The sequence below is a fragment of the Haloflavibacter putidus genome (assembly GCF_006546625.1).
Classification (GTDB): Bacteria; Bacteroidota; Bacteroidia; order Flavobacteriales; family Flavobacteriaceae; genus Mesonia; species Mesonia putida.
Window position 1 is genome coordinate 82,838 of record NZ_VIAR01000002.1, and the last position, 14,628, is coordinate 97,465.

At 36.2% G+C, this 14,628-nt stretch carries 9 protein-coding genes; 1 reads left to right on the forward strand and 8 read right to left on the reverse strand.

Features of this window, described 5'->3' with window-relative positions:
* Positions 1 to 8: 8 nt before the first annotated feature.
* From uvrB to FKR84_RS02530, 6 genes are all read right to left on the reverse strand, one after another.
* Positions 9 to 2,015, reverse strand: coding sequence for an excinuclease ABC subunit UvrB (gene uvrB / locus FKR84_RS02505; protein WP_141420615.1), 2,007 nt, complete (start codon positions 2,013 to 2,015; stop codon positions 9 to 11).
* A gap of 42 nt (positions 2,016 to 2,057) precedes the next feature.
* The gene (locus FKR84_RS02510) at positions 2,058 to 4,403 is read right to left on the reverse strand and encodes a T9SS type B sorting domain-containing protein (RefSeq protein WP_233357643.1); all 2,346 of its coding nucleotides are present in this window, start codon (positions 4,401 to 4,403) and stop codon (positions 2,058 to 2,060) included.
* 113 nt (positions 4,404 to 4,516) lie between these two features.
* The gene (locus FKR84_RS02515; protein ID WP_141420617.1) at positions 4,517 to 6,910 is read right to left on the reverse strand and encodes a gliding motility-associated C-terminal domain-containing protein; all 2,394 of its coding nucleotides are present in this window, start codon (positions 6,908 to 6,910) and stop codon (positions 4,517 to 4,519) included.
* 45 nt (positions 6,911 to 6,955) lie between these two features.
* The gene (locus FKR84_RS02520; protein ID WP_141420618.1) at positions 6,956 to 9,814 is read right to left on the reverse strand and encodes a T9SS type B sorting domain-containing protein; all 2,859 of its coding nucleotides are present in this window, start codon (positions 9,812 to 9,814) and stop codon (positions 6,956 to 6,958) included.
* A gap of 36 nt (positions 9,815 to 9,850) precedes the next feature.
* Positions 9,851 to 10,687: an ABC transporter permease gene (locus tag FKR84_RS02525; RefSeq protein ID WP_141420619.1), complete on the reverse strand. Its 837-nt coding sequence runs from the start codon at positions 10,685 to 10,687 to the stop codon at positions 9,851 to 9,853.
* 1 nt (position 10,688) lies between these two features.
* The gene (locus FKR84_RS02530) at positions 10,689 to 11,597 is read right to left on the reverse strand and encodes an ABC transporter ATP-binding protein (RefSeq protein ID WP_141420620.1); all 909 of its coding nucleotides are present in this window, start codon (positions 11,595 to 11,597) and stop codon (positions 10,689 to 10,691) included.
* Positions 11,598 to 11,687: 90 nt separating this feature from the next.
* Here FKR84_RS02530 and FKR84_RS02535 point away from each other — a divergent pair, with 90 nt between their 5' ends.
* On the forward strand, positions 11,688 to 12,755 hold the full coding sequence (locus FKR84_RS02535; RefSeq protein ID WP_141420621.1) for a hypothetical protein: 1,068 nt from the start codon (positions 11,688 to 11,690) through the stop codon (positions 12,753 to 12,755).
* A 94-nt stretch (positions 12,756 to 12,849) separates the two neighbouring features.
* Here FKR84_RS02535 and FKR84_RS02540 read toward each other — a convergent pair whose 3' ends face one another.
* Both FKR84_RS02540 and FKR84_RS02545 read right to left on the reverse strand, forming a co-directional pair.
* The gene (locus FKR84_RS02540) at positions 12,850 to 13,914 is read right to left on the reverse strand and encodes a nucleoid-associated protein (RefSeq protein WP_141420622.1); all 1,065 of its coding nucleotides are present in this window, start codon (positions 13,912 to 13,914) and stop codon (positions 12,850 to 12,852) included.
* Between the two features lie 162 nt (positions 13,915 to 14,076).
* The gene (locus tag FKR84_RS02545; protein ID WP_141420623.1) at positions 14,077 to 14,595 is read right to left on the reverse strand and encodes a plasmid pRiA4b ORF-3 family protein; all 519 of its coding nucleotides are present in this window, start codon (positions 14,593 to 14,595) and stop codon (positions 14,077 to 14,079) included.
* Positions 14,596 to 14,628 lie beyond the last annotated feature (33 nt).

The window sequence follows — 14,628 nt, forward strand, 5'->3', positions numbered from 1 at the left end:
AATTCAGCTTAAACCTTTTTCTTTTTTAATTTTTCTTGCAACATTTTTATTTCGTCCCTAAAGCGTGCTGCTGCCATAAAATCTAATTCTTTAGCAGCTTTTTCCATTTCTTTACGGATATTTCTAATGCGATCTTCCAACTGGCTTTCGTCAAAATAAACCACTTCTTCTTCGGCGGCTTTTAGGTTATCTGCCGGTTTAAATTCGTACGGTTGTACTTTTTTTCCTGCTAAAGTATTGTCTAAAGATTTTTTAAGCGCGGTTGGCGTAATATCGTGTTCTGCATTATAAGCAATTTGCTTTTCGCGACGGTACTCGGTTGCGTCGATGGTTTTTTGCATACTGTTGGTAATTTTGTCGGCATACATAATGGCTTTTCCTTCCAAATGTCGCGCCGCTCTACCAATAGTTTGGGTAAGGGAACGGTTACTGCGTAAAAAGCCTTCTTTATCGGCATCTAAAATTGCCACCAAAGAAACTTCGGGTAAGTCCAAACCTTCTCGCAGTAAGTTTACACCCACCAAAACATCAAACAAACCTCTTCTTAAATCTTGCATGATTTCTACGCGCTCTAATGTGTCTATATCGCTATGAATATACCTACAACGAATATCTATTCTGCTTAAATATTTGGTTAATTCTTCTGCCATTCTTTTGGTTAAAGTGGTTACCAAGGTTCGTTGGTCTTTTTCTACACGAATTTGAATTTCCTCAATTAAATCGTCTATTTGATTTAAACTAGGACGCACTTCTATAACCGGATCTAACAAACCGGTTGGTCTAATAACTTGCTCAACATAAACGCCGTCGCTTTTTTGTAACTCGTAATCAGCTGGCGTGGCACTTACGTAAACCACTTGGTTTTGTAAGGCTTCAAACTCTTCCATTTTTAAAGGCCGGTTGTCCATAGCGGCTGGCAAACGGAAACCATATTCTACCAAATTCTCTTTACGGGAACGGTCGCCGCCATACATAGCGCCAACTTGCGGAATGGTAACATGACTTTCGTCTACAATCATTAAATAATCATCCGGAAAATAATCCAGCAAACAGAAAGGTCTACTGCCGGGTTGTCTGCCATCCAGATAACGAGAATAGTTTTCAATTCCAGAGCAATAACCGAGTTCTTTTATCATTTCCAAATCAAAATTGGTACGTTCTTCTAGGCGTTTTGCTTCTAAAGGTTTGCCTATATCTTTAAAATAATCTACCTGTTTTCCTAAATCTAAAGTAATTTGATCTATGGCATTATTCAGTACATCCGGCGAAGTAACAAACATATTGGCCGGATAAATAGTAAGACGCTCATATTTTTCTAAAACTTCATTGCTAACCGGGTCAAAAGACTCTATTTCTTCAATTTCATCGCCAAAAAAATGAATCCGGAAAGCATCATCTGCATAGCCGGGAAAAACATCTACAGTATCTCCTTTAATGCGAAAATTCCCGTGATGGAATTCTCCTTCGGTACGGGCATAAAGACTTTGCACCAAACGTTGCAAAAGTTTTGTACGCGATATTTGCTGATCTCGCTTAAGCGAAATAGCATTTTTTTGAAACTCTACCGGATTTCCAATACCATATAAACAACTTACCGAAGCAACAACCAAAACATCACGTCTGCCCGAAAGTAGAGAAGAAGTAGTGCTTAAGCGTAATTTTTCTATCTCATCATTAATAGATAAATCTTTTTCTATATAGGTTCCGGAAGTGGGAATGTAAGCTTCCGGTTGGTAATAATCATAATACGATACAAAATATTCTATTGCGTTATCCGGAAAAAAAGTTTTAAACTCGTTATACAATTGGGCAGCCAAAGTTTTATTATGCGCTAAAACCAAAGTGGGACGTTGCACTTCTTCTACCACATTGGCCATTGTAAAGGTTTTACCGGAACCGGTTACCCCCAAAAGCGTTTGAAAAGCTTCGTTACTTTCAATTCCTTTAGTAAGTTGCTTGATAGCTTCCGGCTGGTCTCCTGTTGGTTTGTAATCTGATTTTATACTGAACTTCATCTAATTCTCTTGCTTTTTAAAACTTTATAAACTACAAAATTCTTAGCGCTTAAGCGTAAAATGACCTTTCAATTCTTGGCCGCTTTTTAAAACAATCTTAAACCAATAATCGTTAGAAGGCATATTTTTACCGTGGTAAGTACCATCCCATTTTCCGTTGGCGCTAATGCTGGTTAACAGCTTCCCATAACGGTCGAAAATATAAATATTCCTTACATCTGTTTGAACATTATTCGGATTTTTTAATTGCCAATAATCGTTATAACCATCAAAATTTGGGGTAAAAAATTGCATATAATCCAACAGATAGATCTTTTTTAAAACAGTACCGCAACCATTCAAATCTTTTACATAAATTGTATGTTCGCCACCTTTTAAATTACTGAAAATATTTTCGCTTTGAAAAGGACCATTTTCATTATCTAAAGCAAATACATAATCTCCTAAACCTTCGGCCAAAATTTCTATGGTATAATTATCAAAATTTCCGCTAACGGTATAATCTATTGTTGCCGCGCCAGAACCTTCTATTTGAAAGCTGTTGTTTAACGTACATGTATAGGTATTGCCGTTTATAATTTTTGTATTGGTAATAGCAACTTCATAAACCCCGGTAGAATCTATACTGATGCTCGGCGTGGTTTCGCCGGTATTCCATTCGTAAGAATAAGAGCTTAAGTTTTCTATTACCCCAGCTTCTAAAGTAAGGTTGTTGGTTTCGCTTCCGCAGAATTGAGGTACTTGATAATTATTATCTAATTTTGGCGGCTCGATATTTTGTAAAATAACTTCTATAGTTCCCAAACAACCCGAACTGTTTTGTAAACGAGCAAAAATGCTTTGAGGTAATTCGGTTTCGGGTAGGTTTAAAGTTTCGGGTAAAGGGTTTTCCTGCGAGGCGGCTTCTTCCGCAGTAGCGTAAAAAACAGCGCTAAAGGCGTTGGTACCAATTTCTTCTGCGATAAGCGCATTTGCATCTTCTAAAATAAAAGCCACATTGGTAGGATCTGTAGAACAAGAAACCAAGTAAACCGGATTATAATTACTAAAATTGGTGCTTAATTGTATCTCTAAAGCCCTAAAACAACCAGTCTGACTTTCTATCCGCGCGTAAATAATTTGATTGGGCTCTGTGTTTTCAAAACTTTGCGGATTAGAAATTGCATTGGCAACTACATTATTTTCGGCATCTTCTGCAGACAAGAAAAAATTGCTTACGGTTAAATTTTGCTGATTATCTACCAGGTTTCCAATACTTTGGTTTAAATTAAAAACACTTAAACCGTCGTTATTTGCATCGCAAACGCTAAGACTTTCGTTACTTAAATAACTCAAATCTACATACTCAATAACCACAAAATCTGTCGCGATGCAATTATTGCCATAATCTACTTCTACTTTATAAGTTCCGGGAGAATTTACGGTATAGTTGTCTTGCGTAGGATTTTCTACAAGAACCTGTTCGCTGCCATTTTCTTCTACCAGAATCCAAGTATAGTTTTGCGGCGTCAAACCATTATCGCCAACATTTAATTGGTAGGTTTCGCCTTGGCAAAGTGCATCCTGACCAACTAAATTGGGTCCTAGATTTGCACCAATATTAAAACTGCTGCCTTCTAAAAAAACCGCCGAATCGTAGCGATAATTCTGCTCGTCTGCCACAATAAGTTTTATGTGATAAGTAGTGTTAGGAACAACATCTGCTTGCGCAGTAAGCGCTTTTGTTTGTCCGTTAAAATTTATAGGATGATCAGTTCCGTTAAACGAACCAAAATAAGCTTCGTTTTCTGCAGCACAACCGCCGGGAATTTCGGGATGCACGGTGGTAACTTTTACGGGAATATTAGTGTCTGGCACCACGGCAATATTTTCATATTCGCCACCCAATGGCTTTATTAAAAAGCCAAACAAATCAGAATAAACACAGGTATTTTGGTCACCTTCCTGGTATTCTTCCGAAGCAAAAATATATCGGAATTGAATGCTGTTGGCATTTGGTGTAAAATCAAATTCAATTACCGTAGCGTTGGTGGTATTGCTTTCGCCTAAGATGTCTTCCAAATCCGGATCACTTCCCCAACCGGGCGCATCATCATCGCTCAGCGAGTTGTTAGGACCGGGAACGTTACTTAAACGGCCTGTACTCATCACAATACCTTCCTGAAAAGGAAAATTACTGCCGTTACCGGAAAAATAACCGAAACTTTTTTCGTTGTTAAAATCGCCGCTAACGGTGTTGGTTACGGTAACATCGCCAATGCAACCGCTGTTTATTAAAATGTTTTCTACCAATTCTTGCGGCGTATAAAAATTAAAATCTACACTTATATTTTGTGCAAAAACAAATGCCGGTAAGCAGCATAAAATAATAGTAAAATAATTTTTCAAATTCATAGGAATAAAAAGCAGTGCAAAATTAAGCAGTAAAGATTAATTTACGGAAGTTAAACCGGCTTATTTAGAAAGATTAACGCTTGTTGGGTGGTTCTTACTGAAAAAAATTATCGGTTTAGATATACCCAACCTTTTATAAGTTGGTAATTGGGGTCGTTTAAATTGAGAATATAATAGTAAGTTCCGGTTGGTAAATTTTTGCCTGTGTTGGTCAAACCTTGCGTACTGGTGCCATCCCAAGGCGGTATATTATTATTGCCTTCGTAAATTAAATTGCCATAACGCGTATATATTTTTAAATTAAAGTTCTCAAAAATATCGTATAATCCGCTTATCTCAAACACATCGTTAACGCCATCGTTATTGGGTGAAAAACCATCCGGGATAAAAGGCGGACAATTTTCTATCTTTAAAGGAAATTGCAATAATTGGTAGCAAGAATCTGTTTCCGGATTTTCTTTACGGATAAAAATGCTTTGCGGATTTGTTTGATTTTCAAAAGCTGTAGGAAAAGCAATCGGATTTTCGTTTAAACCGGCATCTGCCGCGCTGGTAAAATAGGCTATAATTTCTTCGTCTGCCGATAGGTTTAACGATTCTTCTATTTCTGTTAAATCGAAAATGGCAGTGTCAAAACCTTTATCACAAGCCAGTAAACCTTCAAAAGAAAATAATTCTATAGGTTCTACTTCTAATTTTATACTGGTTGTGTCATAACAAAGCGGATTTGCTGTATTGAATACTTTTATATAAACAGTTTGCGGATTGGAGGTGTTTTCGAAGTTTTCCGGATTTACTATGGGATTATCATTTTCTAATTCTTCCCCCGAAAGGTAAAAAGAAACAGATAGATTATTTTGATTACCAATAAGATCCGGAATTATTTCAGATAAATCAAAACTTGCAAGACCGTCATTTCCCGGATCGTCACAATAAATTAGGTTTTGCGGCGTGGTGACTTGCGGTAAATAAAATAAATCTAAAAGAAAATTATCGGTTTGATAGCAGTTTGCATCTAAAGTGGAAGTTGCCCGCACATAAATTACTTGCGGAATTTCGGTGTTTTGATAGCTATTTATTGGTGTAATAGGATTTGTATTGTTATCGGCATCTGCTTGCGAAAGATGAAAACTGATTTCTACATTTTCTTGATTGCCTAAGGCTAATGTAGCATTTTCAGTAAAATCCCATATAGCAAATCCATCATTATTTGCATCGTCACATTTTTTTATGTCTTGCAACGGATTGGCAATAGTGGGGACAATTAATTGTATATTTTGTGAAGCGAAATTATCTTCCGGATCAATTTCATTAATAATCGGGTTGTTTTGTTCGTCCAAATTCACCTGCATTTCCAAGGTAAAATTGTTGGGAATAGAAGTCGGGATATCCAATAAAATCTGTCCGTTTTCAAAACCATCTACCGGAATAGCGTTTTGTGTATGTGTTTCTGCCAAAAAAACATTGTTCGCATAAAAAGAAACTAAAGTATTGGGCGGTAAAGTGTCTGTGGCATTGGTATTATGTACGGTATAATCTACCAATATTTCGTGCGAGTTGCAGTTGGTTGCCACATTGGAAATTTCTGGAGACGGATTTGGCAATTTACTGTTTAAAACTGTAACAATGTTGTGTACCATAACAAAATCGCTTTGCTGCACGCCATCGCCGGAAGTTAATTTTATTTCTGCCGAAGTATCGCCAATATTTATGTTGTTTTCTATATCGTACACATCCAAATCCATATTATATAAATTGGTTGCTCCGGTAAAACTATTTGTTCCGTTAAAAGCATTATCGGCAGGATTTAGCGGCGGGTTGCTAATAATATTTCCGTTTACTTGCAAGGTTTCTTCCACAGCCAAAAGATGATCGCCTTCCCAAGCTAAAAAACCAATTTTTGCGTCTTGATTATCAATTACATTTACATTTAAATTTATAGTTAAGGAAGTATTATTAATAGAAACTGCTTGCAAACCATCAAAAATACTAACCTGGTTTATTGGTAAACTATCTTCTTCGTATACAATTATTATGGCCCAACCGCCAAAATTTGTTCCAGTTTGGCAATGGTAACCTTCTATGGCTTCTTGTAAATCTATATCAGAAAGCGTGTAAAGGCCGTTGCCTTCTGCGTTAACTAAATTGGTTACATCTGCAAAGGCGGCAAAAAAACTTCGGTAAAAATCTAAAGTGTATGAAAAAGTACGTTCGGCTTGAATTTGCTGATTGTTTAAACTAACGTCAAAATCACCATTTCCTGAACCGGCCCAATATAAATAAGCAGCTTTTACTGTTTGGTTTGGGTTTAAATTAAGACTGGCAGAAGATTGATCTAAAATTGTACAATTAAACGAGGCTTCGTTTTCTTCTACATTTAAGGTGTTGCCAATTGCCGTATAATCGTATTGCCCGTTAAATTGGGTGTACAATTCTATTTGTTGGCCATTTACAATTCCAATCGAAAAAAAACAAAACAGGAGGAGTAATTTTTGCTGCATAAACTTAGGAATGGCTTCTTAAATTTATGCTGAATTTAAGGTTTTTTAACGAATTAAACTAAAATTACCTTTTACAGTTCGGCCATTTTCCAGAACAATTTTGTACCAATAATCGTTAGATGGCATATTCTTGCCATTGTAAGTACCATCCCAACCTTGAAAATTACCGTCAAAATTCTTTAAAAGTTTTCCGTACCTATCAAAAATATAAATTTTGGTAGCGCGTAAATTGGTTTTAGAACGGCCTATAATTCCCCAGCGGTCGTTATAGCCGTCTTCATTTGGGGTGAAAAATTGCATAGCTCCTAAAAGCACTATTTCTTTAGCGGCAATTCCGCAGCCATTATTATCTTTTACGTAAACGGTATAAACACCAGGCGATAAATTGTTAAAAATGGGGGAGTCCTGATAATTGGTAAATTCACTATCTAAAGAAAACTCATAATCGCCTAAACTATTTTCTGATAGTAGGATTTCTATTTCGTTGTTATTTTCTTGAAAACCTCTCGTATTTACAGAAAAATCTGCTTGGTTAGATTCTATTATCGTAAAGGTTCTGGAAGCATAACAACCGGTTGTTTTGTGCGTTGCCGTTACCGTATATTCTCCGGCCGTATTAATGTTTATACTTTCTGAAGTAGCATTGGTAGGACTCCACAAAAATGTATAGTTATTTATTTCTGAAGTAGGAATACCGGAGTTTAATTCTATGCTTTGCGGAAAATTTTCTTGGCAATAATAGAGTTGCTTATCTTCGCCAATTGCAATCGTGTTTTCTACCTCTAATTGTATTTCTACAATATCTTCGCAACCGCCATCGCTGCTTACACGAGCATAGATACTTTGCGAAAACGCTGTAGTGTTTTGATAGTTAGAGATACTACTTAAAGAATTTTCCTCAAAATAAGCTTCCTCTTCGGTTAAATAATAGTTTACTTGAAAAGTAGAGTCTATTTCCTGTAAAATGTTGGTTGCTTCGTTTAAATTAAACTCTTCTAAACCGTTATCGTTTGTAGGACATTGCTGAAGCTTTATACTATCTAATGCTAAATTATTTACTTTTAAAGTTATTTCGCCAAAACTTGTACATCCGGTTTCGGTGTTTTTTACGCGGGTGAAAATTTGTTGCGGATTTTCGTAATTTTCGTAAGCTTGAATATCCTCTATAGCATTTTGATTTGTTTCGGCGTAAGCCATAGCTTCAAAATAGGTAACCTCTAAAGTAGAATCGTTATTGGTTAGTTCTGATTTTATCGTCTCTAAATTAAAAACAGCTTGATCTAATCCGTCAAGATCACATTGTACCACTTCTAAATTTTCTGCGGGCGGATAAGGATAAAAAGTAACATTTGCAATGCCTTTTAACGGGCAAGAGCCATCGTTAGGATCTATAACTAATTTGTAGGTTGTTGTATGTGGTAGCGTTTGGTTACTTTCTTGACTCACGTTTAAAGTAAAATTGTTTTCGCCTATAATTTCTGTTTCGTTTTTATACCAAGTATAGGTTGCCCCGGGGATATTTTCTGAATATTGCAAGGTGAAATTTTCGCCATCGCACAGGTTTAATTCGGTTACAATTTCTTCTGTGGTGTCGTCTATAATATTTACGCGAGAAGCAAAAAAAGACTGAATAAAAGGTGGCAACCCAAACAAGCTGACGTTTGAAAGCGGTAAAGCGCCGCCGGCCAAACTTTCTGAATAATCTACCGCATTACCATCTAATTCCGGATTATTAATAACCGCTAATTTGTTTTGATTAATTAGGGTTTTATAAATTTTTCCGTTTGGTGCCAGTTGCAATGCGGTAGCTTGACCTCCGGTGGTACCCGAAATTTGCACCATAGAATTAGCAATATCTTCTGCTTCTAAATCCCATTGGTATAAGCGCAAATTTACGCCTTTTGTTACCGTGGCATAAGCTTTTTTTGTTTCCATAGAAAATTCTACGCCGTAAGCGTTTATGTTTTCTACTAAAATGGTTTGGTTAGAAATTTGACCGGTTTCGTCGTTAAAATCATATAAAAATACGCCGCCATCTTCGGCATCGCTATTGCCAACTTGGTTGTAAGTTATAGTATTGTGCGCTATAATTAATTTTTTTCCGTTTGGCGAAATTTTCATATAACCTATTGCTGCTCTTCGATAAGAGTCAATTGGAATTTCCGGACCAATTTGCGTAATTACCGGAGTTTCTTCTACGCCATTTTCGTCTATTTTAAACGCGTAAAATTCGTCTATAAAATGGGTTACTACCCAAATAGAATTACAATCGCTTCCTTTTACGGCAGTTATTTTTTCGGAAACTTGGTACTTTATTTCTTCGGAATCGTTTGGGTTATAGGTTACTAAATGTACATTTTTTTCGGTGGCAACCACATTTCCTAAGCCGCCATCTAAAGTCATATCTACCAGCGAGTAATTGAGACCGTTGTTATAGCCATCGTCGTCTTGCGGAACACTGCTGTTGGGCAAGTCTGTATATTGACCGTTTGGCGTGCCCGGACCTTGATTGGGATATGCCGCCGCGTTGTCGTGATGCGGTTCGTCTACCGTAAAAACATAATACAAATCTGGATTGGTAGGATGCGGAACAATTAAACCGCTAGAAGTAGAAGAGGGGTCGCCCAACAAACCAGAGCCACTAAAATAATCTGCATTGCTCATAATTTGATGGTTGCGATTCCAGACCGTTCTGCCATCTGTATAAAATAAAAGATTGCCGCTTTCGTCTGAAATGGTAGAGCAACCTTCGCTGGTGCTTAGCGCGCCGTTGCTTAAACTGCTTGGCGGACTTGTATTAAAATTTAAGCCGGCATTATTACCAAAATACCAATAATTTGCCTCGCCTTGCGCAAATGCAAAAATTGGTAAAAACAAGCAGACAATAAAAATTCTAAACGGCATAAAAAGGGAGATTTTTACAAAAATACATTTTCTGCATTACAAATCTCTTTTTTTAAGCAACGCATACGAGGCGTAAGTAAAAATAACCATCCAAACCAAAACAATTAAAATCTGGTACCAATGCACCGCATAATCTAAATTTATATCGGTTTTCATTTGGTTTGCCGCTGTTTTTATAACATTTAAACGAGTTATGGGTTGTTTTACTAAGTTGGACATCGCTTCAAGCGGAAAAAATTGCGCGATATTATCTGCAATAGATTCTTTACTGAAAATGTAGAAACGCATTACTCCGTAAACAATACTTTCCAAAATCCACCACAGAAATAAAAAGCCTAAAGCAAAAGCAGAACGTTTTACCAAAATGCCTAAAAACAGACAGAAGCTAAAAAAACCAAGTAATTTTACAAAATAGGCCAGTATATATTCTAAATCTGAAAAGATAATAGAAAACTCGTTATAATCTGAAAATATTAAGCCCAGCACCAAAGAAACTACAAAAATAAAAATGGTAGAAAGCAAGGCCAGCGCAACAACGGTGTAGAATTTTGAAAGCACAAACTCTTTCTTGCTCATCCCGTCTATCAAGTTCTGCTTTAAGGTGCGATTGCTATATTCGTTAGAAACCATGGAAACTATTACAATGGCCAAGAATATTTTAAGCAATGCTGCAAAGTAGGTATTGAAATGCCAGATGTACGGAAAATTAAAAATGCCTTGGTCTGCTAATTGAAAATCGATTCCCATAAAATTAAAACGAATCGAAGCGAAAAGTGCTATAAATAAGAACAGTCCAAAATAAGTAAAGGTCAGGATTTTTGTAGATCTGCTATAGCGTAATTTATGATATTCTATGGTAAGTAATCTAAGCATATTAAGCGTTTTCTTGGTTGGTAAGTGCTAAAAATTGTTGTTCTAAACTTTCTCGGCGCATAACCAAGTGAGAAAGTTGAATGCCGTTTTCCATCAACTCTTTATTTAATTTTTCCGCTTGAAGCGGAGAAGAGGGAAAAGCGGTAATTAACCCCGACTGCTCGTCTGTCTTAATTTTCTCAAAATTGTTGCTATTTTTCAAATAATCTAAAAGAACCGAAGCATTTTCTGCGTTGAGCTCAAAATAACCATGACTGGCGGTCATTTCGTCCACGCGACCGGAGTATAGTTTTTTTCCTTTACGGATAATAACCACGTGCGTACAAACTTTTTCTACTTCATCCAGCAAATGCGAAGCCAATAAAATAGTGGTTCCCATTGCGGCAATTTTTTGAATAATCTCGCGTATTTGATGAATACCTTGCGGGTCTAACCCATTTGTAGGTTCGTCTAAGATTAAGATTTCAGGATCATTTAGTAAAGCAGAAGCAATTGCCAAACGCTGTTTCATCCCTAAAGAAAACGAACGAAATTTATGGTCTTTACGGTCTAATAAACCAACCAAATCTAATTTCTCTTCTATTTTTACGTTTTTTACGTTTTTAATTTTACACACCAAATCTAAATTTTGTTTGGCCGTCATATAAGGGTAAAAGTTTGGTCGTTCTATAATTGCGCCTACTTTCTTTAAAGCATCGTGTGTAGAAATGGAGCCGTCAAACCAATGAAAATCTCCGCTGGTTTTATTCACTACATTTAACACAATGCCTAAAGTGGTAGATTTACCACTACCGTTGGGTCCTAAAATGCCGTAAACATTGCCTTTTTCAATAGTAAAGCTTAAATTGCTCACCGCGGTTACAGCGCCATAATTTTTGGTAATATTGTTTAGTGTGAGTATTGTATTCAAAATCTTGGTGGTTTTAGAAAAGCAACGACCAAGGTACTATTTTGTTACGAAACGAAGTTTGTAATCGCAAAATTTTTAATACATTGAAGTATGGAAGAAAAGCTAATGTCTAAGAAAAAACCATCGTTTCCTATAAACGAACGATTGGAGAAATATTTAACTTTTTATAACCGAAGAACAAAAATTCCGGTGTTTTATGAAGATTTATTGCGTTTTTCCGGCTCTATTGTGGTTTACGATCAAAACGATGAAGATACTTTATGGGTGCGTTGTTACTATCCGGACCACGAACGAACCGAAATTGATAATAGCCTAAAACGCGTGTATAATATTTTATATTCCGATGGTAGTGACGATGCTTTTGAACATTTAAATGTAGATGCAATTGACTATTGTACTTTTGGAAACTCTAAACCCTTTCGTGTAAAAGTACGTAACATTTTGAACGATTCTTTTACTTATTTCTATATAAAAAAGGCAGATGCTTCCAGAATTTACGGTTTGGAGTTTGAACATGTTTTATCGCCACACCGTATTAATTTTTTGATATATCGCGATACTTTAATAGAAGAGCATATTGCTGGTATTCCCGGAGATGTTTTTATAAAAGAACATTTGCCTAATTGCGATGAGCGTGCAAAAATACAAATTGCTAAACAGTTTGTAAAGTTTAACGAGCGCTGCACATTACGTCTTTTGGGAGATATGCGTTCGTACAATTATGTGGTAATACCAACCCATGATTTTGACCACGTGGCTTACCAAATTAGAGCCATAGATTTTGACCAACAATCTTATGAAGGTAACTTAAAAGTTTACCGACCTCAGTTTTTTAAAGAAAATTACCCAATGGTTGAGTTGGTTACAGAAAAATTAGAAGAATCTTCTATAGAGCAATACCGGCGGGAAGAACGTTCACAACTGGCCAAACGTTTAATTGCATCGCAAAAGCGGTATAGAAAGCTAATACGCTGCATGGTAAACGATCACGTGTCTTCTAGCGAAAACGTAAAAAGTTTACGGAAAGATTTGATGGCATATTCTAAAGATATTAGGTTTAAGCGCGCCAAAACAATGGGCAATGTGCTACGTACGGCCTTAGAGTTTGTGAAACGTAATTACGTAGATGTTAATGCTAAAGAAGTTATGGAGTATTAAAAAGTTTGGGAGGGCAATGTGCAGTCTCGATAGTTTTAATTTCTAACGATTTACCCTGTTAATATCCATTCGTATTAAACTGTTTTATCTATTTTTACTTTTTCTTTTTCTCTTCTTTATTAAAATACACCAAGTAATAATACATCTGTCTTTCTTCGTCCCAACCTTTTTCAATAAATTTTTCGGCGCTTTCCGGATTTACAAAATCTAATTTTATTTGTACGTTGGTATCTAAGTTAATCACGCTTTTTATCTTTTTACGCGCTGCACTTACAGCCGTATTGGAAACTGGAAACTGCGTGAGGTCTTCAATTTTGTATTTTGGTGCTTTTTCGGTTTTATAATGTTGGAATTCCGGTATAAGCTCGGGATTTTCTACTACTTCGTTTAAAAATTTGCTTTCTTCAAACTCGTCGTTTTTAGCAAAATGATTTACCGCTCGGTTCATAAACATTACTTCCTGTTGTTTATCTTCGGCTGGTAAAACCACGTCTTTGGCAAAATTCTGACAAAATTTTAAATAGCTTTTTGTGTTGAAATTTTCATCGGCAAAAACATCTACGCCCAAAAATTGCTCTAGCCAGTATTTGGTATCGTATCTGTTAGAATCTACCGAAAGTATTTTGTAACCTTCTTCTTTGCTGCTATTAAAAATAAGTGCGCCTTTGTCTAATTTGTTTAAATTAACCCCTTGTTGCAAAACGGCTTCTAAATTTGGCCCTTGCGCATCAAACTGTAAAAAATCATGCTTTAATTCTGATTTAAATATGCCAACAGCATCCATACGCTCGTTGTTGAGCATAACATTTTCCCAATATACAACGTATAATTCGCCACTTTTTATGTGCGGATGCTTGGCTTGATCAAATAAATGCTGAGCGATCTTTTTGGAAGTTTCGTGTGCGCTGTCCGGATTATCAAAAATGGTATTGATGGCATTATACAATTCGTGAAATTCTAAATCTGACTCGTGCACAAACTGATAAAAGTTTTCTTCTTTTGAACGAAAAGGTTTTAAGAAATACTCTTTTAACAACGCATGCAATTCGTCGTTTACCGCGTAAGGCTCTTCTGATAAAAACATTTCTTCCCCACGGTTTTTATTACCAACACGGTGAATGGAAAGCGATTCTATTTGGGCAGCATATAAGTTGATCATTATTTGTAATTGTGTTAAGGGTTAAGAATTGAAGATGTTTAGACCGCAAGTTCTAATAATCTATTCCGTAAAGCAAACTTAAGCTTTAAAGTAGATTTTCTGCTTTTAATAAAACTTTTTTAATCTTAAAATTGTTTGTCTGCCGGGTTTATTCCGTAAAGTTTAATTCCAATTTTGATCAAAATCATCCAGACTGTCAAAATCTATATTATCGTCAAAGTCTTCCTTAAAGTCATCTTCAAAATCGTCTAATTTTTCGGCTTCAAATTTTTTCTCTGGCGGACTGTCCGGTAAATGTCCGTGCGAGTACATCAAGTTTGGATAATCGCGACCGTCTTTTGGCTCGGCAATATCGGCCAATTCTACATAGAATGTCCACATATCAAAAAAGTCATATACGTAGATAAGTTTGGTTTGACTTTCTGAAACTACAGTATCTAGCGCAGTTTCGTTCATCATTCTTACAGGATTTGCACCTTCATTCATATCAAAAAGAACAATTTCTTCGCCTTGGTTCCAATCTTCATCGCTAAGGTAAAACGAAGCCATTTCAGTACCATCAAAACCAAAAGCCTGTGTTGTTGCATTATGCAAGTCTTCTAAAGTAGCTGTATCTTCTATTTCAATATCCCTAAAAACTTCGTCTAAGGTGTCTAATACAATCCGAAATCTGTAAACCATAATATTATTTTTTGCGCGTGCAAAGGTAGTTTT